The 23,191-nt window shown below is 52.5% G+C and carries 22 protein-coding genes; 5 read left to right on the top strand and 17 right to left on the bottom strand.

Annotated features, from left to right (window positions below):
* Nucleotides 1-79: 79 nt before the first annotated feature.
* The 3 genes from L1D43_RS05675 to L1D43_RS05665 all read right to left on the bottom strand — a co-directional run bounded on the left by L1D43_RS05675 (nt 80) and on the right by L1D43_RS05665 (nt 2,254).
* A complete protein-coding gene (locus L1D43_RS05675) occupies nt 80-286 on the bottom strand; it encodes a cold-shock protein (RefSeq protein ID WP_011865413.1) in 207 nt (68 codons plus the stop codon).
* Between the two features lie 302 nt (nt 287-588).
* The gene (gene rlmA, locus L1D43_RS05670) at nt 589-1,401 is read right to left on the bottom strand and encodes a 23S rRNA (guanine(745)-N(1))-methyltransferase (protein WP_239850263.1); all 813 of its coding nucleotides are present in this window, start codon (nt 1,399-1,401) and stop codon (nt 589-591) included.
* 34 nt (nt 1,402-1,435) lie between these two features.
* The gene (locus L1D43_RS05665) at nt 1,436-2,254 is read right to left on the bottom strand and encodes a hypothetical protein (RefSeq protein WP_239850262.1); all 819 of its coding nucleotides are present in this window, start codon (nt 2,252-2,254) and stop codon (nt 1,436-1,438) included.
* Nucleotides 2,255-2,418: 164 nt separating this feature from the next.
* Here L1D43_RS05665 and sbcB point away from each other — a divergent pair, with 164 nt between their 5' ends.
* Both sbcB and cdd read left to right on the top strand, forming a co-directional pair.
* Nucleotides 2,419-3,831: an exodeoxyribonuclease I gene (gene sbcB, locus L1D43_RS05660; RefSeq protein WP_239850261.1), complete on the top strand. Its 1,413-nt coding sequence runs from the start codon at nt 2,419-2,421 to the stop codon at nt 3,829-3,831.
* Between the two features lie 117 nt (nt 3,832-3,948).
* A complete protein-coding gene (gene cdd, locus L1D43_RS05655; RefSeq protein WP_239850260.1) occupies nt 3,949-4,839 on the top strand; it encodes a cytidine deaminase in 891 nt (296 codons plus the stop codon).
* A gap of 93 nt (nt 4,840-4,932) precedes the next feature.
* Here the strand turns inward: cdd and L1D43_RS05650 are convergent, their stop codons facing one another.
* From L1D43_RS05650 to yceD, 12 genes are all read right to left on the bottom strand, one after another.
* Complete coding sequence (locus L1D43_RS05650; protein ID WP_239850259.1) at nt 4,933-5,808, bottom strand: NAD(P)-dependent oxidoreductase; 876 nt, start codon at nt 5,806-5,808, stop codon at nt 4,933-4,935.
* Between the two features lie 23 nt (nt 5,809-5,831).
* A complete protein-coding gene (locus tag L1D43_RS05645) occupies nt 5,832-7,421 on the bottom strand; it encodes an FGGY-family carbohydrate kinase (protein WP_239850258.1) in 1,590 nt (529 codons plus the stop codon).
* Nucleotides 7,422-7,472: 51 nt separating this feature from the next.
* Entirely contained in the window at nt 7,473-7,952 is a 480-nt protein-coding gene (locus L1D43_RS05640) for an acyl-CoA thioesterase (RefSeq protein WP_041511588.1), read from the bottom strand.
* Nucleotides 7,953-8,038: 86 nt separating this feature from the next.
* Complete coding sequence (locus tag L1D43_RS05635; protein ID WP_239850257.1) at nt 8,039-8,398, bottom strand: hypothetical protein; 360 nt, start codon at nt 8,396-8,398, stop codon at nt 8,039-8,041.
* A 159-nt stretch (nt 8,399-8,557) separates the two neighbouring features.
* Nucleotides 8,558-9,799 (bottom strand): beta-ketoacyl-ACP synthase II, encoded by a 1,242-nt coding sequence (gene fabF, locus L1D43_RS05630; protein ID WP_239850256.1) that lies wholly within the window; start codon nt 9,797-9,799, stop codon nt 8,558-8,560.
* Nucleotides 9,800-9,967: 168 nt separating this feature from the next.
* On the bottom strand, nt 9,968-10,201 hold the full coding sequence (gene acpP, locus L1D43_RS05625) for an acyl carrier protein (protein WP_011865403.1): 234 nt from the start codon (nt 10,199-10,201) through the stop codon (nt 9,968-9,970).
* Nucleotides 10,202-10,361: 160 nt separating this feature from the next.
* Nucleotides 10,362-11,108: a 3-oxoacyl-ACP reductase FabG gene (gene fabG / locus L1D43_RS05620; protein WP_239850255.1), complete on the bottom strand. Its 747-nt coding sequence runs from the start codon at nt 11,106-11,108 to the stop codon at nt 10,362-10,364.
* A 10-nt stretch (nt 11,109-11,118) separates the two neighbouring features.
* Nucleotides 11,119-12,045: an ACP S-malonyltransferase gene (gene fabD / locus L1D43_RS05615; protein WP_239850254.1), complete on the bottom strand. Its 927-nt coding sequence runs from the start codon at nt 12,043-12,045 to the stop codon at nt 11,119-11,121.
* 46 nt (nt 12,046-12,091) lie between these two features.
* Nucleotides 12,092-13,051 (bottom strand): beta-ketoacyl-ACP synthase III, encoded by a 960-nt coding sequence (locus L1D43_RS05610; RefSeq protein WP_041511593.1) that lies wholly within the window; start codon nt 13,049-13,051, stop codon nt 12,092-12,094.
* A 9-nt stretch (nt 13,052-13,060) separates the two neighbouring features.
* On the bottom strand, nt 13,061-14,089 hold the full coding sequence (gene plsX / locus L1D43_RS05605; protein WP_220058463.1) for a phosphate acyltransferase PlsX: 1,029 nt from the start codon (nt 14,087-14,089) through the stop codon (nt 13,061-13,063).
* 14 nt (nt 14,090-14,103) lie between these two features.
* A complete protein-coding gene (rpmF, locus tag L1D43_RS05600) occupies nt 14,104-14,274 on the bottom strand; it encodes a 50S ribosomal protein L32 (protein WP_011865398.1) in 171 nt (56 codons plus the stop codon).
* 17 nt (nt 14,275-14,291) lie between these two features.
* Nucleotides 14,292-14,816 carry a 23S rRNA accumulation protein YceD gene (gene yceD / locus L1D43_RS05595; RefSeq protein WP_239850253.1) on the bottom strand — a complete coding sequence of 175 codons (525 nt, stop codon included), beginning with the start codon at nt 14,814-14,816 and terminating at the stop codon, nt 14,292-14,294.
* A gap of 608 nt (nt 14,817-15,424) precedes the next feature.
* Between yceD and L1D43_RS05590 the strand changes: the two genes are divergently transcribed.
* Both L1D43_RS05590 and L1D43_RS05585 read left to right on the top strand, forming a co-directional pair.
* Nucleotides 15,425-16,021 carry a Maf family nucleotide pyrophosphatase gene (locus L1D43_RS05590; RefSeq protein ID WP_239850252.1) on the top strand — a complete coding sequence of 199 codons (597 nt, stop codon included), beginning with the start codon at nt 15,425-15,427 and terminating at the stop codon, nt 16,019-16,021.
* A 175-nt stretch (nt 16,022-16,196) separates the two neighbouring features.
* Complete coding sequence (locus L1D43_RS05585) at nt 16,197-17,570, top strand: sensor domain-containing diguanylate cyclase (RefSeq protein WP_239850251.1); 1,374 nt, start codon at nt 16,197-16,199, stop codon at nt 17,568-17,570.
* On the opposite strand, the gene L1D43_RS05580 is transcribed toward L1D43_RS05585, so the two are convergent.
* On the bottom strand, nt 17,551-18,210 hold the full coding sequence (locus L1D43_RS05580) for an HAD-IA family hydrolase (RefSeq protein ID WP_239850250.1): 660 nt from the start codon (nt 18,208-18,210) through the stop codon (nt 17,551-17,553). The genes L1D43_RS05585 and L1D43_RS05580 overlap by 20 nt on opposite strands.
* Nucleotides 18,207-19,166 (bottom strand): 23S rRNA pseudouridine(955/2504/2580) synthase RluC, encoded by a 960-nt coding sequence (gene rluC / locus L1D43_RS05575; protein WP_239850249.1) that lies wholly within the window; start codon nt 19,164-19,166, stop codon nt 18,207-18,209. Before rluC ends, L1D43_RS05580 begins: the two co-directional genes overlap by 4 nt.
* A 598-nt stretch (nt 19,167-19,764) precedes the next feature.
* Between rluC and rne the strand changes: the two genes are divergently transcribed.
* On the top strand, nt 19,765-23,178 hold the full coding sequence (rne, locus tag L1D43_RS05570; protein WP_239850248.1) for a ribonuclease E: 3,414 nt from the start codon (nt 19,765-19,767) through the stop codon (nt 23,176-23,178).
* The last annotated feature ends 13 nt before the right edge of the window (nt 23,179-23,191 follow it).

Genomic DNA, 23,191 nt, shown 5'->3' with positions numbered 1-23,191 from the left:
GACAAAAAAAGAGCTGTGATACTAATCACAGCTCTTGGAATTCTGTTTTTAGGTAACCTTGGGTTACCCAAAGGTCAGCTTAGATAACAGTTACGTTCTCAGCTTGTGGACCTTTTTGACCTTGAGTCACAGTGAACTGCACTTTCTGACCTTCGTCTAGAGTTTTGAAACCGTCAGAGTTGATCGCACGGAAGTGTACGAAAACGTCTGGGCCAGACTCTTGCTCGATAAAACCAAAACCTTTGTCAGAGTTGAACCACTTAACAACGCCAGTAACTTGAGACATGATATAAATCCTGTAACTAAATAAAATAAAGCCTTAAACGGCAGTAGAGCTGGAAAATGCCGGTATTACTTATGTTAACAGGACGAACTGGTCGTATTGAACACATAAAGTTAAGCCCAACCTTCAAGCTGAGTTCACTATAAATCATTCTGACCGTATGTCAACAAACATTAAAAGGCGCAAATCCTATTTTTTACTTACATATCTGTCAGTTGTTACAAAAAAACCTTCTAAAACTTCGTGTAAAAACACTAAATTTTTCTAAGCGAATAAAAAACACAAATTAAACAAGGATTAACCAGCTAGCAGACCCGAAAGACCTCAAGCTTAAAATCCAGCTCACAGCTCAAGGGCTTGGATGTCAGCAAGGCGCGCTGCGCATCGGTAAATTTCCAATTGTAGGGTGTCATCGCCAGAAAATGGCCAATATCCGCACTGTCGCTGATGGTCATAGATTGCGTCAGTCGCTCGCTGTGCAGGCGCTCGAACCCCGCTATTTGGCTGTCCACCTCGGGATTTGGCCTTGGCTGGTCATAGATCACCTGCTTAAGGGCAAAGTGATGGTGGGGGCCCGCCGAGACGGTGATCAGAATCGCGCCCGGTTTAGCGACACGTCTTAGCTCAGCATCTTGTGACGGCGCATAAATACGCAACATGAAGTCGAAACTCTGCTCGGCAAACGGCATCTCGAAACTGCTCGCCACACAAAACTGAATATCAGGATAACGCTTCGCCGCATATTTCAGCGCCGATTTTGAGATATCCAGCCCACTAAGGCTAAAGGCCTCGGCCTTGTTCATCGCCTGTTGTAGTCTATGGGTGTAATACCCCTCACCGCATCCTATATCGAGCCCATTTCGAGCCTCACTGGCAAACTCCAATGCCAAGGCGTTCACCCTATCGCTCATCGCCTCATAGTAGCCCTTGTTGAGAAACTCCCGCCGGGCAAACATCATCTCTTTATTGTCGCCGGGATCTTTAGAGCGTTTCTTCTGCACCGGCAGCAGGTTAACGTAACCCTCTTTGGCGCAGTCGAACCTATGATTCGCTTCACAGCACCAGGTGCGATCTATGAGTGACAGCGTGCGCTGACAGATAGGACAAAGGTAATTCATTGCAATATTCCAATCCTAGTCGGGCTTGATCCGACTAGTCGTCTAAAAACATCTGCTCAACCATGAGGTTAAGTTCGGGTGGTGCCAGCAGCTGATAGGACTCCAGCTTGCGCTGCAGCGCCTCGAGATCCTCATGCTGATTGGCGGCATGCTGCCAGTTAGGGCGCTGTACCTTCTGGTAATAATGATGGGACAATAACTGCTTCTTGCGTAGCAACTGCTCATCCACCTTGGTCACCTCACTTAAGATAAGCCCATGCTGCTTCACATCGCCATGATTAGCAAAATGGGCCAACTCTTGACGAACCAGCTCTATCTCACCTATCTCCAGCAGCAGCGCCTCGGCGTTTTGGCTAAGGTCTTCTGCCCGAGCCAGCACCGCCTTGGCCCGGCGTAGCTCCAAGGGGCCGCCGAAGAGCCGCAGATCTCGCTCTAGAGTCACCAGCAACCACTTCTGATCAAACTGTGGCGTAAAACTCACAGTACTGCCCTGCACCTCAAGGTCAATCACCAGGCCTTTTCGTAAGCGCTCGGCGCACATCACAGGTGAGATCCCAAGCGCGCTAAACAGCCGCCCCCCCTGGCCGTGAGAGCGATGTAAGACCTCTGTTTGGGAGCCTTCCGCATCGATAGTGGGCACTTCTATAGGCGCCAACTCACAGATGAGATATGGATGGAGTCTTAAGATCAAGCCATTGTCACTCGATGCCTGGGTCACCACACATTCGAGCAGGTGTCCGCCCATGGTCTGCAGCAGGCTAAAATCGCTTACCGACTCACGCAAACGCAGATGCAACTGACACCTTTGGGTCAGTTCGATAAATTGTGGTTGAGTCAGTAAGGGTTCGAACATAGGGCTATTCCTCGTTAGCCGACCATTGTAACTGGCCAATAGAGGGGCTGCCAACTTCAAAATGGCGCGATTTCAATCAAATAGGTAAAATAAACCGTTAAATTAGTGCAGGCGCAATCTAGGGTGCTATGATAACTGCCACTATTCACAGGCTAACTTACGCTATGGCTGCAAATAACATTCCCAGCATTTTTTGGCACGACTACGAGACCTTCGGTGCCAACCCGGCCAAAGACAGGCCGTCTCAGTTTGCCGGCATTCGAACCGACATGGATCTCAACATCATCTCAGAGCCAGTCACCTTCTACTGCAAGCTGGGCAGCGACTATCTGCCCTCTCCGGAGGCTATCCTCATTACCGGGATCACACCGCAGCTCGCCAATCTCAAAGGCATGCCGGAAGCGGAATTTATGGCCAAGATCCACGCCGAGTTTTCTCAGCCCAACACCTGCGTGGCAGGCTATAACTCGCTACGCTTCGACGATGAGGTCACCCGTTACGGCTTCTACCGCAACTTCTTTGATCCCTACGCACGGGAATGGCAGAACGGCAACAGCCGCTGGGACATTATCGATCTGGTGCGCGCCTGTTACGCCCTGAGACCAGAGGGAATAAACTGGCCCGAGAAAGAAGATGGCAGTCCCAGCTTTAAACTCGAACACCTCACTCAAGCCAACAACCTGAGCCATGACAAGGCCCACGATGCCATGTCGGACGTGTACGCCACCATCGCCATGGCCAAATTGATCAAGCAGCGCCAGCCTAAGCTGTTCGAATACTACTTCAATCTGCGTAAGAAGAACGAAGTGAGCAAGCAGATAGATGTGCTGAATATGCAGCCTCTGGTGCATGTCAGCTCTAAGATCAGCGCCCTTAATGGCTGTACCACGCTGATCGCCCCTGTGGCTCACCATAGCACCAATAAGAATGCCATCATCTGTGTCAACCTGGCCATGGATGTCACCCCGCTGATTGAACTGAGTGCCGATGAGATCCGCGATCGCATGTATACCCCAAGAGCCGATCTCGCCAGCGATGAACTGCCTATCGGTCTGAAGCAGCTACACATCAACAAGTGTCCCTTTATTGCAACCGCCAAGACACTCACCGATGGCAATGCCCAGCGTTTAGACATAGACAAGGAGTTTGCCCGCGCCCAATACAAGCGCCTGCGTCAACATCCTGAGATCAGAGAGAAACTGGTGGCCGTCTTCGATACCGAGCATGGCAATGAGATAAGCGATCCGGATCTGCAACTCTACAGCGGCGGCTTCTTCAGCCACGCCGACAAGAGCAAGATGGAGATCATACGTAATACGGCGCCACAACACTTGGCCGCATTGGAGCTAGACTTTGATGACGAGCGTCTGCCCGAGATGCTGTTTCGTTACCGCGCCCGTAACTATCCGGAAACCCTGGATGATACCGAACAGCAACGTTGGCGCACCTTCTGCCAGGCACGTCTGAATGATCCAGACTATATGATCAAGCTCGAAACCTTGGTCAATGACACAGAGGCTGACGAAGAAAAACAGAAGTTATTAACGGCATTGTGTCATTATCTTAGCAACCTGTAGCCGAAATTGCGGTAATTTAGTCGAAACAGCCATCAAAATGGGCGTCAGATCCCGTTTTCATGGTAACTTAGTTACTAAAATGATTTTCCAATAGCTTAACAATTAAGGATCAAGCTCATGCAAGATAGATTTGTTCACTGCATAGCTCAACTGCCTCAACCTTTGGCAGATCAATTAGTCCCTTTATTGAACCAGGACTTTGTCGGGCATATGGACGCCCAGCAGGTGGCCGACCTCGCCCAGGCTACCCAGATGAGCCAGGATGAGTTACTGCTCGCAATGCTGCCGATAGCTGCGGCACTCGCCAAGCCTCCCATTAGTGAGTTTTATGTAGGTGCTATCGCCAAGGGGGCCAGCGGCGACATCTACATGGGTGCCAACCTGGAGCTCGACGGCGAGGCGCTTTTCCATAGCGTTCACGCCGAGCAGAGCGCCATCAGCCACGCCTGGTTAAGCGGTGAGACTGGCATCGAAGATATCATAGTCAACGCCTCTCCCTGTGGTCACTGCCGTCAATTTATGAATGAATTGGTCGAGGGGCAAGCCATTCGCATCCACCTGCCTGAGCAGGCGACTCAGCCCTTGTCTCACTATCTGCCCTACGCCTTCGGCCCGGCCGATCTGAATATCAAGACGCCACTGCTGTCCAAACAGCAGCACGAGTTTGCCCTGGAAAGCGCCGATCCCATGATCATCGAGGCTCTGGACCATCTGAGCCTGAGCTACGCGCCTTACAGTGAAAGCTATGCCGCCGTGGTGTTAGAGACACGCGATGGCGCGACCTTCTGCGGCCGCTATGCGGAAAATGCAGCGTTTAACCCGTCCATGCTGCCGATGCAGATGGCCTTGTCGGCCATGGCCAGACATAACCGCGATTTTAGCGAGATCAACCGCGCCGTGTTGATCGAGTCGAGCCAGGGTAAGATCTCATTAGTGGGAGCCACCATGGATGCGCTACACGCGGTAGCGGCGGTCGAACTTGAACACATCATGGTCGATCCGGTTTAAGGTCTGATTCCACACCTTAATGATCAAAAAAGGACTGCTTGGCAGTCCTTTTTATTATCTATTGATCAGGTTCTCGATACCTTGATAGTGGCATTAGCCGCGGCTCTTCTCCAAGCGCGCTAACAGGCTTGAGGTATCCCAGCGCTGACCGCCCTGAGCCTGAACCTCGCTATAGAATTGATCGACCAATGCCGTCAACGGCAGGTGCGAGCCATTACGGCGCGCTTCATCCAAGGCGATGCCTAGGTCTTTACGCATCCAGTCGACGGCAAAACCGAAGTCATATTGTCCCTGCCACATGGTCTGATAACGGTTCTCCATCTGCCAAGATTGCGCGGCGCCTTTACAGATCACCTCGACCACTCTCTCGCCATCGAGCCCCGCGCTACGGGCAAAGTGTAAGCCCTCGGCCAGCCCCTGCACCACGCCTGCGATACAGATCTGGTTTACCATCTTAGTAAGTTGACCACTGCCCACCTCACCTAGCAGCTCTGAGCAGCGAGCATAAGCCTGCATCACAGGCTTGGCAGCCTCGAAGTTGGCCGCTTCGCCGCCCACCATGACGGTCAGCACGCCATTCTCGGCGCCGGCTTGTCCGCCAGAAACTGGCGCATCGATAAAGCCAATACCTTTCGCTTTTGCCTCACCGCCAAGCTCACGCGCCACATCCGCAGATGCCGTGGTGTGGTCGACCAGAATGCTGCCCTCTTCCATGGCCGCCAGGGCACCGGTATCTCCCAGCACCACAGAGCGCAGATCGTCATCGTTGCCGACGCAGACAAATACAAAGTCTTGTCCTTTAGCCGCCTCGAAAGGCGTCGGGCACCAGGTCCCGCCATAGGTATCACACCAGGCCTGTGCCTTGGCCTGCGTACGGTTATAGACAGTTACCTCATGACCATGCTTCACCAGATGCCCCGCCATTGGGTATCCCATCACGCCTAATCCTAAAAATGCTACCTTTGCCATCTTCTGTCCTATCTCTTTATTGATTAATACTGCTTATTCACCTTCTTAAAGAAAGGTTTTATTTGGGGGTACAAGGCCTCATAGGCTTTAAACACGCTGGCATATTGTGCCACATGCTCGGCCTGGGGTTCGAACTTTTCACCCAGACGGCGCATCTGGCGTCTGGCTCTGGCGAGATCAGGATAGATCCCCGCGCCTACGGCGCAGCACATGGCGGCGCCCAGCCCCGAGGCTTCATGCAATGATAAACGCTCCACCGGACGGTTAAAAATGTCGGCGCACATCTGCATCACCAGATCGCTTTGTGCGCCACCGCCTGTCACCCGAACCAGCCTAAAGGGTGATCCCTTGAGCGGCTCCAAACGAAGCAAACCCTGCTTGAGGGTCATCAAGATCCCCTCGATGGCGGCGCGGTAAAGGTGCAGCCGGCCATGCTCTGGCGTAAAACCGATAATGCTGCCTCTCGCCTCTGGCCCTGGGTAGATGACGCCTTGCGCCCACAGCGGGCTCAGCATGAGGCCATCCGCGCCTATGGGCACCTTGGCGATGGCCTGGGTGATATATTGCTCTGGGCTAATGCCGAGCGCCGTGGAGTCTTTAACCTCCTGCGCGCCAAACTGCTCGATGAGCCAACTGAGCAGCCAAAAGCCTCTCTCTAGCTGGATCTCGGTAATATAATCTGTCGCCTCAATCGAGGGAAAGGCAGGAAGATAACGATAGGCCTCGCGGTATCTGTGACCGCCCCAGGCGAGTATGGCCGCGCTGCCCAGACTGATACAGGCGATATCCTGCTCGCCGCAGCCAGCCGCGTACACCTCACAGGCCTTATCTGCTCCGGCGCCATAAACGGCAAGGCCAGTTGCTAACCCGGTATCCTTAGCAAAATGCTCACTCACCTTCCCCATGGCCTGGGTCGGCGCGGCCAAAGGCACCATCTGTGATGGACTGCATGCCAGCGCCTGCCAACGCCAGCTGCGGCGATTCGCCCAGGTTTTGCGGCGGTAATCGAAGGGCAGATAAGCCACCTGAGATGCCTCGCTGTCGATGAGACGTCCGGTGATCTTTCCGGTGAGATAGCCGCTGAGCAGCGCCACCTTGTCGGCGGCAACCAGCTTGTCTTTATGATGCTCAAACAGATAGTTCACCTTAGCAGCGCGTCGCAGGTATTGAATTCGCCGCCTAAGGCCTATGCAGAGAAAGCCCAGGCGGTAGTACCAGGCCATAGGTGGCAACTCGTTGCTCGCCAACCGTCTATCGGACCACATGTAGACAGGCGATATTGCCTCCCCTGCATCGTCGAGCAGCACAGTGCAGGCTCTTTGGGTCGTCAGCGCCATTCCCTTGATCTGACCAGGTAACACCTGGGTGTGCTCGAAGAGGCCGCGCACCACATCCACCAACTGGCGATAACAATAGTCGGCCGACTGCTCACTCACGCCGGGCGCACCATCACGATAGGGCTGCACTGCGTGCTGTCGTTTTGCGATGAGCTGCCCTTGGCGGTCGAACACTAAGGCTCTAACGCTCTGGGTACCATAGTCCAGAGCGAGGAAATAAGGATTATCGCCCGCGGTACTGGCTCGGGCGCTAGATTCAGCTGAAGTTAGAGTCATAGACGATAATGAGCAGCCAAGCCCTAAGATTTAAGAGTTAAGGTTTATGAGTTAAGGTTTAAGGTGTGCTTCCATCTCAGCACCAATCTTCTTACGCATCTCCATCAGGCGAATGGCAGAGTCACGCATCAGCTTATCAGACTCGGTAACAGGCACCCACTCAGGCACGGATGACGGCTGACCGGAATCATCTACGGCCACCATGATAACGATACAGTGGGTGGTAAGGTGGCGCTCAGGATGTTTAGGATCGCCCGCTTTCACGTCTATCCCGATATGCATCGAGGTCCGGCCGGTGTAGATAACCTTTGCCCCGACCTCGACTATGTTGCCCACATGAATGGGTTTAACGAAACGTATGCCCCCTGCATAGGCGGTGATGCAGTACTTTCCGCTCCAGCCCGCCGCACAGGCGTAGGCGGCTAAATCGATCCATTTCATGACCGCACCGCCATGCACCTTACCGCCAAAGTTAACATCGGCCGGCTCGGCCAAAAATCGCAGGGTGCTTTCTCTATCTTGTCCCGCCATCACAGCCACCTCATCAGAGATAATAAAACTAAAGTGTACTGCAAATAAGTCCGAGATAGTAACTAAGAATCATGCTTTTAGCGCAGTTATCCCCAACGGACTACCGCAACACAGGCCGCGAGGATCAATGGTAGACTCAGGCGAAACACCCAAAGTAGGGCGCGTTGGCCCAAAATAGCCGGGATCTTGATAAATCGAGAGAGGCCAATCCCCAGCAGGAAGAGCAGGAGCACCTCGACACCAGCCGCCAGATTGGTATCACCACCGCTATAGATGGCGGTGACCAATAAGGCAAACCAAACGGTGGCAAACGCGGCCGAGGAGAGAATGAAGGTCTTTAGCCCCACAGGCAGACGAAATGAATGTTCACCACGAATGAGTCCATTGAGGTTAGCGGTGAGCAGACCAACCATGGGCATTAACGGAACAACGACTGGATTTAACACGATGACACCATCAGAGTGAAGTTAACAGAGCCAGATTATCTGCCTGCTTTTAGTCGCTGCCAATAGAGATGAACTAAGCTTAATTCAGGCGCCATTCCAACTTAATTCAAACATAAAAAAAGCACCATTAAGGTGCTTTTTTCGCTTTAAAACTGATACTTATTCGCCACGTTTAAATAACAATGACCCGTTAGTACCGCCGAAACCGAAGGAATTACACAGGGCGTAATCGAACGCGTGAGCACGCGCCGTGTGCGGTACGAAATCAAGATCGCAGCCTTCGTCTGGATTATCCAGATTAATGGTCGGTGGGATCATCTGGTCGCGCAGCGCCAGCAGGGTAATAATGGCTTCGACTGCACCGGCCGCGCCAAGCAGATGGCCCGTCATCGATTTGGTCGAGCTCACCAACAAGTTGTAGGCATGATCGCCAAACACATTCTTCACCGCAGAGGCCTCGGCCTTGTCGCCTGCAGGTGTTGAGGTGCCGTGAGCATTGATGTAACCCACTAGCTGCTTGTCGATAGCGGCATCCTTGATGGCATTTTCCATCGCCAATGCAGCGCCTGCACCATCCGCCGGTGGCGAGGTCATATGGAAGGCGTCGCCGCTCATACCAAAGCCTACCAGCTCACCATAGATGGTTGCACCGCGCGCCTTAGCATGCTCATACTCTTCCATCACCATGATACCGGCACCGTCACCGATGACGAAACCATCTCTGTCCTTATCCCAGGGACGGCTGGCCGCAACGGGATCGTCATTGCGGGTCGACAGCGCCTTGGCCGAACCGAAGCCGCCAACGGCTAGCGGACAGGTCACATCCTCTGCGCCGCCGGCAATCATCACATCGGCATCGCCATAGGCGATAGTACGTGCTGCAAAGCCAATATTGTGCACGCCTGTGGTACAGGCGGTGGTGACCGCAAAGTTAGGGCCTGTCATGCCATACTTGATCGACAGATGACCGGCGATCATGTTGATGATGGTGCTGGGCACGAAAAATGGCGAGATCTTGCGTGGACCGCCCTTTAACAGGGCCGAATGTGCCGCCTCGATCAGCGGCATACCGCCCATACCGGCGCCGATAGCGGTACCGACACGAGTGGGATCTTCCACCTCCATATTCAAACCCGCATCTTGGATCGCCTGGATACCCGCCGCCATGCCGTATTGGATGAAGAGATCCATCTTACGGGCTTCTTTCTTAGGCAAGTACTGCTCTACGTCAAAATCTTTGACCGAGCCGCTGAAACGAGTTGAGAACTCGCTGGCATCAAATTTGGTTATCGGTGCAATACCGCTCTGTCCCGCAAGCAGGGCTTTCCAGGAGGTCTCTACGGTATTGCCGACTGGTGTGACAAGACCAATACCTGTGATGACTACACGACGTTTAGACACGTTTTCACCTTTCACTAGAATGAGATGGGAGGCCTCGAAGGAGGCCGGAAAAACAAGGCTTATTAGGTTATAGCACAGGAAACTCAGACGGGCATCCGCCCTCACCTGCGCCTAGCCCTCAAACAAAAACAGGCGGCAAAATTGCCGCCTGTTTTAGAGAATTCAGTATTACTGATTCTTAGAAACGTAATCGATCGCTGCCTGAACAGTAGTGATCTTTTCAGCTTCTTCATCAGGGATCTCAGTGTCAAACTCTTCTTCTAGAGCCATTACCAACTCAACGGTGTCCAGAGAATCTGCACCTAGGTCGTCAACGAAAGATGCTGCTGGTTTTACGTCTTCTTCTTTAACGCCCAGTTGCTCGATAATGATTTTCTTTACACGTTCTTCGATGTTGCTCATTAGTTTTCTTTCCTATTCAAATTACGCACTTGCGTAAGATTGCGAGTAGTTTATTCAATTTGGCACACAATGCAAGCTTAACTTTTGTGGTCTAACCACAAAACCTACGTAAGTCTACGCCAAAAATCAATCAAAATCAGTCAGTTGTTATAACCAACGTTTAAACCATGTACATGCCGCCGTTTACATGCAGAGTTTCCCCTGTGATGTAAGCCGCTGAATCCGATGCTAAAAACAGTACAGCATTTGCAATCTCTTGCGGCTGTCCCAGTCTTTCCATAGGAACTTGTGACATAATACCTTTTTGCTGCTCTTCCGTCAGCTCATCCGTCATATCGGTCTGGATAAACCCAGGAGCAATAGCATTCACTGTTATTTGACGAGATGCAACCTCTCTTGCAAGAGATTTTGTAAATCCAATCAAACCAGCTTTAGCTGCGCAATAGTTTGTCTGACCTGCATTGCCCATTGTGCCTACAACAGAGCCAATATTAATAATACGGCCACTGCGCTTCTTCATCATTGTACGTAACACCGGCTTAGAGGTGCGATAGAGAGAGGTCAGGTTGGTATCTATGATATCCGTCCACTCATCTTCCTTCATACGCATCAAGAGATTATCGCGCGTGATACCCGCATTGTTTACCAGAATATCAACTTCACCGACTTTTTCTTTGATCGAGGCAAATAATTGGTCAACTGATTCGCTATCGGTGACATTTAATACTAATCCATGACCCTTATCACCCAGGTATTCCTGGATAGCGGCTGCGCCACGCTCACTGGTCGCGGTGCCGATCACTAAGGCGCCGGCCTCGACCAATGTTTCGGCGACCGCGCGGCCGATACCGCGGCTAGCACCGGTTACCAAGGCAACCTTGCCTGTTAAATCGAGATTGAAACTCATCTATTACTCCTTATTCACCGAGCGCCGCAACAGAGGCGCTATCATTCGCCACTTTCGCGCTCAGTGATTTATTGATTCTTTTCGCTAACCCGGTTAGCACCTTGCCTGGGCCCACTTCTACCAGCTGACTGATGCCCTCTGCGGCCATCTTCTCAACGGTCTCAGACCATCTAACAGGGCAGTATAGCTGACGTACTAGCGCATCTTTAATGGCATCTACCGCCTCAGGCATAGCCACATCGACGTTGTTGATCACAGGAATGCTAGGAACATTAAAGCTCAATGCGTCCAACGCCTTTGCCAACTCATCCGCCGCAGGCTTCATCAATTGGCAGTGAGATGGCACGCTCACCGGCAAGGCAACGGCCATCTTGGCACCGGCCGCCTTACAGGCATCCGCCGCGCGCTCAACCGCCGCTTTCTCACCTGCGATAACCACTTGACCAGGGCTGTTAAAGTTAACCGGTGCAACCACCTCACCCTGAGCCGTCTCTTCACAGGCTTTAGCGATGCCGTCGTTATCCAGACCGATAATCGCAAACATGGCGCCGGTACCAGCTGGCACCGCCTGTTGCATCAGTTGGCCACGTAGCTCAACCAACTTAACAGCGTCTTTAAAATCGATAACACCGGCACACACCAGCGCCGAGTACTCACCCAGGCTGTGGCCGGCAAGCAAGGCTGGCTTAGATGCAGAGGTGGCTTGGATCGCGCGCCAGATAGCGACGCTTGCGGTAAGCAGTGCAGGCTGGGTCTTATCGGTCTGATTCAGAGACTCGGCAGGTCCCTCTTGTACCAGTTGCCATAAATCATAGCCTAACACTTCGCTCGCTTCGGCGAAGGTTTGACCGACGACTTCATGTTCCGCCGCCAGGTCGGCCAACATGCCTACGGCCTGAGAACCTTGCCCAGGGAAGATATAAGCAATCTTTTCCATTTTTATATACCTTTACTAAATCAATGTATTCTAGTACTAAAATCGACTAAAAACGAACGAGCGCGCTGCCCCAGGCAAATCCGGCACCGAAGGCCTCGAGAAGCAGAAGCTGACCACGTTGGATACGTCCGTCGCGCACAGCCTCATCAAGGGCGATAGGCACAGAGGCGGCCGAGGTATTACCATGTTTGGCCAGGGTCAATACCACCTTGTCCAGGCTCATGTCGAGCTTCTTGGCGGTCGCCTTGATGATGCGGAAATTGGCCTGATGAGGCACCAGCCAGTCGATCTCTGATTTATCGATCTGATTGATGCGTAGCGTCTCAGTGACCACATGGGAAAGCTGAGTCACGGCGACCTTGAAAACATCGTTGCCCTTCATCGTCATATAGCCAACGGCTTGAGACGACTCACCGGCTCGTGGCGGGAAGGAACACTTAAGCAGATCGCCTTGACGGCCATCGGCGTAAATATGGGTCGAGATGATGCCCGGCTCTTCTGAGGCGCCCACAACGGCGGCGCCGGCGCCATCACCGAACAAAATGATGGTGGTGCGATCTTCAGGCTCACACAGACGCGACAAGACATCGGCGCCAATCACCAAGACTTTCTTGGCCGCACCCGTCTTCACAAACTGATCGGCAACCGACAACGCGTAGACAAAGCCAGAGCAGGCGGCGGCGACATCGAAGGCCGGAATGGTATGCACGCCCAGCATCGCCTGAATTTCACAGGCCGCGGCAGGAAAGGCGTTGTTAGCGCTCGTGGTGCCACATACGATCATATCCAGCTCGCTAGGGTCTACCCCAGCCATTTCCAGGGCGCGCACGGCGGCGGCGTAACCCATGGTTGATACTGATTCGTCTTCGGCGGCTATTCTGCGCTCTGAAATACCGGTACGTTCAACAATCCACTGGTCACTGGTATCCACCATCTTTTCCAGATCTTGATTGCTACGGACTTGCGCTGGCAAATAACTACCAGTTCCGAGAATTTTTGTATGCATAAGGAGATATCAGTTATTTATGTCTAAAAGGATCGACTCAAGACGCTCTTCGATCATCTTGGGGAGTCGACGTTGTGCTTCGGTCACTGCCAAACTAATTGCTTGTAAATAGGCAGATTCATCCGCACTTCCATGACTTTTTACTACAATTCCGCGCAATCCTATCAGACTTGCTCCGTTATAGTGGTCGGGGTTCATCTGATTTAAAACACTATTAATGCGTGGGGCGATTAACTTGGCCAGTAATCGTACGAAAAAGCCTTGAGTTAAGCCTTTCTTCAACTGATGGACGAGGAGCCTTGCGATCCCCTCTGAGGTTTTCAGGGTAATGTTGCCAACAAAACCGTCACAGACGATGACGTCGACATTACCCGAATAGATATCATCGCCTTCAATAAATCCGGCGTAATTGAGCTGTGGGCTCTGTTGCAGTAGTTGCCCCGCCTGTTGTACCTGATCGTTACCCTTGATCTCTTCGATACCCACATTGAGCAGGGCAACCTTTGGGGCAGGATTCTTATCCACGGCCTCACATAACACTGAACCCATCACCGCAAACTGAAACAGGGTTTCGCTGCAGCAGGAGACGTTAGCACCGAGATCCAGCAGGTACACGGGTTTATGATTGACCGCCGGCAGGCAGCTGACCAGGGCGGGTCTGTCTATGCCCGGTAGTGTCTTAAGTAACACCTTGGAGATGGCCATCAATGCCCCGGTATTACCCGCGCTCAAACAGGCCTGCGCCTTCTTATCCCGTACCAGTTCGATTGCCAGACGCATTGAGCTTTGCTTGCAGTTACGCAGCGCATGCACGGGTCTGTCGCACATCTTCACCACTTCTGTGGTATGCACGAGTTCGATACGCGAAAGTATGTCTGACTCAAGGTGGCTTAGCAGAGGTTCGATTTGCGACCTGTCACCCACCATGATGACGTGTAAGAAGGGGTATAAGCGAAGTGCCTGCAGGGTTGCAGGCACTGTGATGCGGGGGCCAAAGTCGCCCCCCATCGCATCTAACGCAAGCGTCAGATTAGTCATCGGCAATCAACAGATTACTTGTTGATAACCTTTTGACCACGGTAGTAACCGTCTGCAGTCACGTTGTGACGACGGTGTAGTTCACCACTCGTTGCATCAACTGACAGTTGAGCAGTGCTCAACGCGTCGTGTGAACGGCGCATACCGCGCTTTGAACGAGATTTTTTATTCTGTTGTACAGCCATTTGACCTGTCTCCTAGATTACTTGCTCTTCAGTTTTTCTAACACTGCAAACGGATTTGGACGCTCCTCTTGAGCGGGTTCAATCTCGCCTACTACTACATCTTGATCGCCTTTGCTGCAGCTTTCTTCTGCATGCATCGGGATCAAAGGCATAGCTACTATCAATTCATCTTCAATCAATTGATGCAGACGAATCTCACCTATCTCATTGCACTCAATAGGGTCATACGCATCCGGGAGCTCATCGATTTCTGCCTCAGACCCGCAAGGGCTAAAACAAAAGTCGACCGTAACCTCAGTGGTAAAAAGCGTCATGCAACGTTGACATATCAGAGTGAGCTCCGTCACAGCCTTCCCTTTCAGGTAGACTATCCCCTGTATATCTACACCACATTCAAGCGACACTGCCACATCGGAACAGTCGCCGGCACATAATTCATTTAATCGCTTTAACTGCACACCGGGAACAACGCCTTCATAAGAAAGCTTGCTGGCCGCTGCGCGTATAGGATCAATTGAAACCGGTATCTTTACTGTTTGCATAAGGCGCGCATATTATAGTTTGAATTACCTTGAGTCAAAGGAAAATTTATCTCCTTTATCGATCCCGTTAACGAAAGCGATAAAACCCATCAATAATTCAAAAATTGTTGGAGCGAAAATTTTACCCAAGGGCCAATGGATACTCAAGCCCCGCACGCTTAAAATAAAAGCATTCGCACGGGGTTAGCCTGTTCTTTTCATTACCCTTGTCTAAATATAGCCCGCGGCACCTATATCGGTCTCTTTCTTGGGTCATTTGAGGGTTTATTTATAACCTCATTTTTGTCTAACCTCAGCCACTATTGACCCCAAAGCCATGACGCAAACACCTAGCTCACCACGACTGGCCCACTGCACTAAGAAAACAGCCCTAGGCAACGGTTCAGCCTCTTTCTCAACGCAAACGGCAAATGTTCACGCGCCGCTTTGGTTGTTCTCAGCTTAGCTCTGTCTTTTGAAGCCAGATGAATTATGATGGTCGCCACGCAGAGCTAGTTTACGGCGCGCCTCAATTTAGATGCCATAAATGTCATAGAGGCATATACAGGCAGAAGAATCGGCTATTGCTTCAGGCGCAACAAATACCAGAGAAACAACAAGGTTAAACCATGACCCCAAGCATCATACTCGCATCCACCTCAGTCTTTCGTCAGTCATTACTGCAAAAGCTGGCCATCAAGTTTGACACCTGTGCCCCTGAGGTCGACGAGACGCCAATTGCCGGTGAACCGGCTCAGGAACTGGTCACACGCCTGGCATTAGCCAAGGCCAAGGCGGGCGCCCAAGGTCGCCAGAGCGGACTGATTATCGGCTCAGATCAAGTGGCGGTGGTCGATGGCGACATCATAGGTAAGCCGCTGACGCGAGCCAACGCGATCGCACAGCTTGAACGTGTCTCTGGCAAATCGATCACCTTCTATACCGGACTCGCACTCTTTAATGCGGCCAACGAATCCCATGAAGTAATCTGCGAGCCCTTCGTCGTGCACTTCAAGACGCTGACCAGCAAGCAGATCCAATACTATGTTGATACTGAGCAGCCGCTCTACTGCGCCGGTAGCTTTAAGTCAGAAGGCCTCGGCATCGCCCTGTTCGAGCGTCTGGAGGGACGAGACCCTAACACACTAGTAGGTTTACCCCTGATCGCGCTCACTGAAATGCTACTCAAGCAAGGCGTCGACATTCTTGCCCCGGCAGCGAGTTAATAACTGCCACCAAAGACACAGCAATTAATACCACCACATGAATCTAATTCAGGACTAATCACTAGATAACCACTTCACAACCGATCAAAAACTCGCTATGTTGAAATGACTGGTTGTTACATGCCAATAACAATGTTAGCGACAAGGAAGTCAGTTTACTTGGGGTGGTTATACTATGACCGATCTTGAAGAAGCCCTTGCCTTGCTTGCCGCGCCCTGTATTGATGAGCGCTTTTTTCAGCGGGCACTGAAGGCGCTAGCACTTGTCACTCAGTGTCGCTGGGCGGCCTTCGCCCGGCCTTCGACGCTGCAAGGGAAAATTGAGGTGGTCGCATTTTGCGACCTTAAACAAACCATTCCCGGATTTGAGTTTGATCTCAAAGGCTCCCCCTGTGAAGCCATCTATCAGATGCGTTACCCCAATACTCATCTCTTGTACGCAAGCGATCTACAACAACGCTTCCCCGATTTTAAGCTGATTAAAGATCTGGGGGCGGTCAGTTATCAGGGCGAGTTGATCCTGGACGATGAGGGCAACCCAATTGGGCACATCTTAGTCATGGATCCCCTGCCCCAGAGGGAGAACACCAAGTCACGGGAGTTTTTCCGCCTATTGGCTCAGCGAATTGGCGTCGAATATAAGCGCCTGCTACTGTCGAGGGAGCTATCGGTGCACAAGCAGATGATCGCATCGACCCACCACATGATGTCCTTCGTCGATCTGGACTATCGCTACCACGTGGTATCTAAAGGCTACGAACACCTACTCAACTGCAACGCAAGTGAGATTGTTGGCAAGCATGCCAGCGAAATCCACGGAAAAGCGGTTTTCGATAACTATCTAAAGCCACTGCTAGACAGATCCTTTGCGGGAGAGTCGATCAACACCCAGACCCGCATCCATCCCCCTTCGGTGTCCGAGCCGCAATACCTCAACGTCCATCACAATCCGCACCAAGATGAGAATGGTCGAATCAATGGTGTCATCGTCTCGGCCCATAACATCACCGAGCTGCACAAGGCAAAAGAGGAGAGCGAATATCTGGCATTTCATGACTCTCTGACTCAGTTGCCTAACAGACTCGCCCTGTTTAATCACTTTGCCGACTTACTGCCAAACCTGTCCGACACCCAAGCTGAGCTGGCGGTACTATATTTGGATCTTGATGATTTCAAACAGATCAACGACAACTACAACCATCTGGTGGGCGACCAGGTTTTACAAAGAGTGGCGCAGATCTTACGGGAGGCATGCGCCGAGGCGGAGATGGTAGCGCGAATAGGCGGCGACGAATTTATCATACTGCATAGATTCGACGCACAAGATGAGGATGACAAGCGACAGGCGCTCACCAGACTCTGCCTCAGCCTAGATCAGATGCTCGATGAAGGCATTAGGCACGAAGGGGAGCATCTGCGACTCGCCGCCAGTATTGGTTACCATTGGGTCGAGCCTGCTCAAAAAGATGTCTCGGCGCTGATCTGCCAGGCAGACAAAGCCATGTACCGCATCAAGCGCCGTAAACAGCTTAACCAACCTGTCCAGTGATGAGGGGGAGCAGCGCCAACGGATGCGCTGCGATGGCGACAGGGTTGGCTTCTTGCAGTTTCAACGCCGAATGAGCGCCATAACTCACGCCAATGCCATCTATGCCCGCATTGCTCGCCATGTTGAGATCGTGCACCGAGTCGCCAATCATCACCGCCTTCTCGGGAGCAACATCGAGCAGTGAGAGCAGCTCGTGCAGCATCTGCGGATGAGGCTTACTCTTGGCTTCATCGGCGCAGCGACTGGCCACAAAATGCTGATGAAAACCTGTCTCATTGAGCACCCTGTCTAGCCCGGCGCGGGCCTTGCCGGTAGCTACCGCCAGTTGATGCCCAGAAGCCTTAAGAGACAAGAGTAACTGCTCGGCGCCATCAAACAGAGGGCTCGGCGTTTGATTGAGCTGCAGATACTGCTTGCGATACACATTAACCATATTCTGGCGAGTCTGCTCACAGGCACTGGGGTGCAGGACATTTAGTGCCTCGTCCATTGACAGGCCTATGATGTCACGTATCGCCTGTTCACTCGGCACCATCATACTCAGCTCTCTGGCGGTCTGCTGCATGCAGGCCACTATCTTGCTGACCGAGTCCATCAGGGTACCATCCCAATCGAAGATCACTAAATCGTATCGTTTCATGCCTTATCCAATTTATTCAACAAGTCTTGTAGTGCCGCATCCAGTGGCGCCTTAACCTGCATCACCTCTTCGGTGACCGGATGGGTAAATTTCAGTTGGGCCGCATGGAGAAAGAGACGGTTAAGCCCCAACGCGCGCATGGAGTCATCGAATTTCTGCTCGCTGTATTTCTCATCACAAGCTATGGGGTGACCAGCATACTGGCAATGCACTCGGATCTGATGGGTACGCCCGGTAACAGGACTGGCCTGCACCAGCGAGGCCCCTTGGTAGCGCTGCACCACCTTAAAACGGGTTTCCGAGGGCTTACCCTCTTGATTGACCCGCACGATGCGCTCGCCCGATTTAAGGGTGAGTTTCAATAACGGCGCATTAATCACCTTGTCATGGTTTTGCCATTCACCACGTACCAGGGCGAGATAATCCTTCTGCATCTTCTTGTAACGCAGCTGATCGTGGAGATGTTTAAGGGCGCTACGCTTCTTGGCAATCAACAAGACCCCCGAGGTCTCCTTGTCCAGTCGGTGAACCAGTTCGAGGAACTTTTGCTGCGGCCTGAGTGAACGCATCGCCTCAATGACGCCAAAATCGACGCCACTGCCGCCGTGCACCGCGATGCCTGCCGGCTTGTTGAGCACTATGATGGCCTTGTCTTCAAACAGGATGCGTCCCTCGAGTTGAGACACCTTAGTCAACTTGGCACTTGGCCCTGGCTTGTCCTCGCTGCTGGAGACACGAACAGGCGGAATACGCACCACGTCACCATCTTGCAGCTTATATTCGGGCTTGATCCGCTTCTTGTTGACCCGCACCTCGCCCTTGCGCACGATACGATAGATCATGCTCTTGGGAACGCCCTTCAATTTAGTCACCAGAAAGTTATCGATTCGCTGGCCGAGGTTATCCTCGTCGATCGTCACCAGTTCGACTTTATTTAATGCTTGTTGATTGTTCATGCTACGCCTTGTCTCTTTCAAGCTGCACATTGTACATCAGATAACAAGTTTTGTGCCTTTCCATTTGCTGATTTTCAGGATTGTTGCTATATTTGCCACGCCAATGGGGATAAATAGTGAATAAAGTGTTCACAAATCCCCCAATGCAGGCGCGAAGAGCGGAGACTAAAAGCCATTTTTACTGAGTAGTAAGTCATTGACTTACAAGTCGTTGGATAAAAATAAACCGAGAAAACGAGTTTAAACGACTAAACACAGTATCAATGCCACATTTCAACGTGGTTTCTCTAAGAATAGCGCCCCCAATTTCGAAGTTTACTATTAACTTGTCGTCAGACGAACACTTATCGATTTTGGCATTACCGGAAAGTACATTAGAATTTATGGGGTTGGTTGACGTTTAACAACGAATTCCTTGTTTTTAGCGATTTTAAAAAATAAGCCATAAATAGGATGCGACACGCAGCGATTGCGTCTTACAGAGATTGCGCACCCTAGCCCAGACCCAAGCCGTGAGGCTTCACTTACCGATTCTGGGCCCGTAATGCATCGAAAAAGCGTCGTTTGATGACCTTATTTTAAGAAGAAATACGTCATCATGAAACGGATGTTAATTAATGCGACTCAGTCTGAAGAGTTGCGCGTTGCCCTCGTTGATGGGCAACAACTGTACGATCTCGATATCGAGAGTCCTGGTCACGAGCAGAAGAAAGCCAACATCTACAAGGGTAAAATCACCCGCGTAGAACCCTCACTCGAAGCGGCTTTCGTCGACTATGGCGCGGAGCGTCATGGTTTCCTCCCCCTCAAAGAAATTGCACGCGAATACTTCCCTAAAGGTTACTCTTTCCAAGGCCGTCCTAACATCAAAGAGGTGGTTAAAGAGGGTCAGGAAGTCATAGTACAGATTGACAAAGAAGAGCGTGGCAACAAGGGCGCGGCCCTGACCACCTTCATCAGTCTGGCGGGCTCTTACCTGGTACTCATGCCAAACAACCCTCGTGCCGGCGGTATCTCTCGCCGAATCGAAGGCGATGAGCGTACCGAGCTAAAAGCGGCCATGTCTGAACTGGAAGTACCGCAAGGCATGGGCCTTATCGTACGCACCGCAGGTGTTGGTAAAGATGCCGCCGAGCTGAAATGGGACCTTAAGGTACTCCAGCATCACTGGGCAGCCATCGAAGAAGCGGCGCAAAACCGCCCTGCACCTTTCCTGATCCATCAGGAGAGTAACGTTATCGTACGCGCCATTCGTGACTACCTGCGCCGCGATGTGGGCGAGGTACTTATCGACCATCAGCGTATCTATGAACAGGCCAAACAGCACGTGGCTCTGGTTCGTCCTGACTTCGTCGATCGTATCAAGCGCTACGAAGCAGAAGTCCCGCTGTTTACCCATTTCCAGATTGAAACCCAGATCGAATCGGCCTTCCAACGCGAAGTACGCCTGCCTTCTGGCGGTTCTATCGTTATCGATCCAACCGAAGCTCTGACCTCAATCGATATCAACTCGGCCCGGGCGACTAAGGGCGGCGATATCGAAGAAACCGCACTCAATACGAACCTTGAAGCGGCCGACGAGATTGCCCGTCAACTACGTCTGCGCGACTTGGGTGGTCTGGTTGTTATCGATTTCATCGACATGACACCGGTCAGACACCAACGCGAAGTCGAAAACAGAATGCGCGACGCCGTGCATCACGACAGAGCCCGTGTCCAACTGGGACGCATCTCTCGTTTCGGTCTGATGGAGATGTCACGTCAGCGTCTACGTCCATCTTTGGAAGAGTCTGCCGCGCACCTGTGTCCACGCTGTCATGGTCAAGGCACTATTCGTGGTACTGAGTCGCTGGCCCTCTCGATTCTGCGTCTGATGGAAGAGGAAGCGATTAAAGAGAACACCTCTCAAATTGAGGCCGTCGTACCGGTCGATGTCGCCGCCTTCCTGCTGAACGAGAAGCGTAAAGCCATACGCATCACGGAACAGCGTCATGGCGTAGAAGTCTATGTGATCCCAGATCCTAACATGACGACACCGGACTACCGCGTGACCCGCCATCGCAAGGACGATCAGATCAGCGAATCGAGCTACAAGCTACTCGAGCAGCCTGAATCTAAGCTCTATGAGCCACGCAAGCTAGAGCGTGCCGCCGCACCAGAGCCAGCCCTCAAAGGTTTCTCGACGCCGGTTAAGGATGCCCCAACCCAGAAGGAACCCGCAGCGCCCAAGCAGGCCGAAAAGCCGCAAGAGCCAGGCCTAATTGCTAAGCTATTTGCCGCTATCGGTAAGCTATTTGGTGGTGAGCCAGAGCAGCCGAAAGAAGAGGTTAAGAAAGAGCAGCCTCGTCGCAACGCGCAAAACCGTAACACTCGTCGCAACAACCGTCGCAACGATACACGTAAGAGTCGCGAAGAAGGTAAAGAGACTGACAACAAGCGCAGCCGTGGCGCCAAGTCTGACGACACGGACAACCGCAATGCTAAGAGCCGTAACGAGAAGCGCCAAAAGCGCGACCGTGACGACAAGCCTCAGAGCCAGAGTAAAGACACTGAGAGCAAGGCACAGCAGCCAAAGCAAGAGGCCGCTCGCGAGCGTCGTCAACGTCGTAACATGCGCCGCAAGGTGCGCGTACAGTCTGAGCAGCAGTTAGCCGATGAAGCTGCACTGGTCGTCGACGTTGCCGAAAAGGCCAACGACGAGCAGGTACAAGTGCCCGCCGCAGAAGCCAAAGCAGAAGACAAGCCGCAGCGCCAGAAGCGTCAGCCTCGTAAGAGCAAGCCTAAGCAGGAAAAAGTCGACAAGGTAGAGGAAGAGACTCAAGCCGAGCAAAGCGCCGCCGAAGAAACGGCCGCCGAGCAACCAGCTACAGAGACTCAGGCCAAGAGCGAGCCTCAGGCCCCAGTTGATGCCGACAAGGCGACTCAAGACGAAGCGCAAGTCGACGATACTGCGGCTCAGGCCCAGGAAGGTGAGACAGAAGGCAAGCGCGAGCCAAGAGAAGGTCAGCGTCGCAGTCGTCGTAGCCCACGTCATCTACGCGCCGCCGGTCAGCGTCGTCGTCGCGATGAGGAAAACAATGGCGAAGCGAGCAATGGCGAACCCGCCTTTATCCCAAATGAGGTGGAGACCGCTCCTCTGCTGGACGAGCAGCTGCAAACCGGCAGCGGTGCTGAAGTGGTTAGCGAAGCCCAGGCGGAAGTAACTCAACAAGCAGCTAGTCAACAAGAAGCTGGTGACCATAGCAAAGCTGAAACGACCTCGGCAGAAGCTAATGAAGCGGCCAGTGCCGCTGCAGAAGAAGCACCTGCTAAAGAAGTGGCTGAAGAAACTGCTCAAGAAGAGAGCAAGCCTAAGCCAAAGCGTCGTGCGCCGAAGGCCAAAGTCGTAGCTGAAGAGGAAACCTCTGTAGAAGACGCTCAGCAAAGTCTGCCACTGGCGGGTGAAGCAGAGGCCAGTCTGAAAGAGGAAGTTCAGGCGGAACTGGATCTAACCAGCACACCTGAAGAGGTTAAGGCTAGCCAGGAAGCTGCGCCACAGGCGAATGACGATGCAGCGCAGACGCAAGAGTCAGTTGTCGCTGCCGAAGTGGTGGAGGCTGCACAGGTCGAAACCTCTGAAGTCGAAGCGCAAGAAGCCAAGGCTGAAACACAGGCACCGGCGGCTCAGGAGCCTGCAGCGAAAGAGAGCAGCGCTGCCTCTGCGCCAATGGCAAAGCCAGCAGCCATACAGGCACCTAGCACTCAGGTAAAACCTGCCGCTAAGGTACAGGAAAAGCCTGTAGAGACTGCGTCGTCAGAAGAGGCGGCTAGCATTAAGGCCGAGAAGCCTGCAGCTAAGGCTACCAGCCGCTTTGGTTCCATGGTGAGCTCGACCATGACCAAGCCAGAGGTAGAAGCCAGGGCGCTAGTCGATACCCCATCGGGACGTCAATATGAGCCTACGGCAAAAGAAGCCTCGGCCGAGCCGGCGAAACGCGCCAACAGCGCAAACTCGGAAATGGCCCGTCCCTAAGGTATACTAAGCC

The organism is Shewanella sp. Isolate8 (assembly GCF_022398495.1).
GTDB classification, from domain to species: domain Bacteria; phylum Pseudomonadota; class Gammaproteobacteria; order Enterobacterales; family Shewanellaceae; genus Shewanella; species Shewanella aquimarina.
This window is presented reverse-complemented; position numbering and strand designations above follow the sequence as displayed.

Coding starts and splice junctions, on each gene's coding strand:
- L1D43_RS05675 (WP_011865413.1), bottom strand. CDS start 286: ATGTCTCAAGTTACTGGCGTTGTTAAGTGGTTCAACTCTGACAAAGGT.
- rlmA (WP_239850263.1), bottom strand. CDS start 1,401: ATGAATTACCTTTGTCCTATCTGTCAGCGCACGCTGTCACTCATAGAT.
- L1D43_RS05665 (WP_239850262.1), bottom strand. CDS start 2,254: ATGTTCGAACCCTTACTGACTCAACCACAATTTATCGAACTGACCCAA.
- sbcB (WP_239850261.1), top strand. CDS start 2,419: ATGGCTGCAAATAACATTCCCAGCATTTTTTGGCACGACTACGAGACC.
- cdd (WP_239850260.1), top strand. CDS start 3,949: ATGCAAGATAGATTTGTTCACTGCATAGCTCAACTGCCTCAACCTTTG.
- L1D43_RS05650 (WP_239850259.1), bottom strand. CDS start 5,808: ATGGCAAAGGTAGCATTTTTAGGATTAGGCGTGATGGGATACCCAATG.
- L1D43_RS05645 (WP_239850258.1), bottom strand. CDS start 7,421: ATGACTCTAACTTCAGCTGAATCTAGCGCCCGAGCCAGTACCGCGGGC.
- L1D43_RS05640 (WP_041511588.1), bottom strand. CDS start 7,952: ATGGCGGGACAAGATAGAGAAAGCACCCTGCGATTTTTGGCCGAGCCG.
- acpP (WP_011865403.1), bottom strand. CDS start 10,201: ATGAGCAACATCGAAGAACGTGTAAAGAAAATCATTATCGAGCAACTG.
- fabG (WP_239850255.1), bottom strand. CDS start 11,108: ATGAGTTTCAATCTCGATTTAACAGGCAAGGTTGCCTTGGTAACCGGT.
- fabD (WP_239850254.1), bottom strand. CDS start 12,045: ATGGAAAAGATTGCTTATATCTTCCCTGGGCAAGGTTCTCAGGCCGTA.
- L1D43_RS05610 (WP_041511593.1), bottom strand. CDS start 13,051: ATGCATACAAAAATTCTCGGAACTGGTAGTTATTTGCCAGCGCAAGTC.
- plsX (WP_220058463.1), bottom strand. CDS start 14,089: ATGACTAATCTGACGCTTGCGTTAGATGCGATGGGGGGCGACTTTGGC.
- rpmF (WP_011865398.1), bottom strand. CDS start 14,274: ATGGCTGTACAACAGAATAAAAAATCTCGTTCAAAGCGCGGTATGCGC.
- yceD (WP_239850253.1), bottom strand. CDS start 14,816: ATGCAAACAGTAAAGATACCGGTTTCAATTGATCCTATACGCGCAGCG.
- L1D43_RS05590 (WP_239850252.1), top strand. CDS start 15,425: ATGACCCCAAGCATCATACTCGCATCCACCTCAGTCTTTCGTCAGTCA.
- L1D43_RS05585 (WP_239850251.1), top strand. CDS start 16,197: ATGACCGATCTTGAAGAAGCCCTTGCCTTGCTTGCCGCGCCCTGTATT.
- L1D43_RS05580 (WP_239850250.1), bottom strand. CDS start 18,210: ATGAAACGATACGATTTAGTGATCTTCGATTGGGATGGTACCCTGATG.
- rluC (WP_239850249.1), bottom strand. CDS start 19,166: ATGAACAATCAACAAGCATTAAATAAAGTCGAACTGGTGACGATCGAC.
- rne (WP_239850248.1), top strand. CDS start 19,765: ATGAAACGGATGTTAATTAATGCGACTCAGTCTGAAGAGTTGCGCGTT.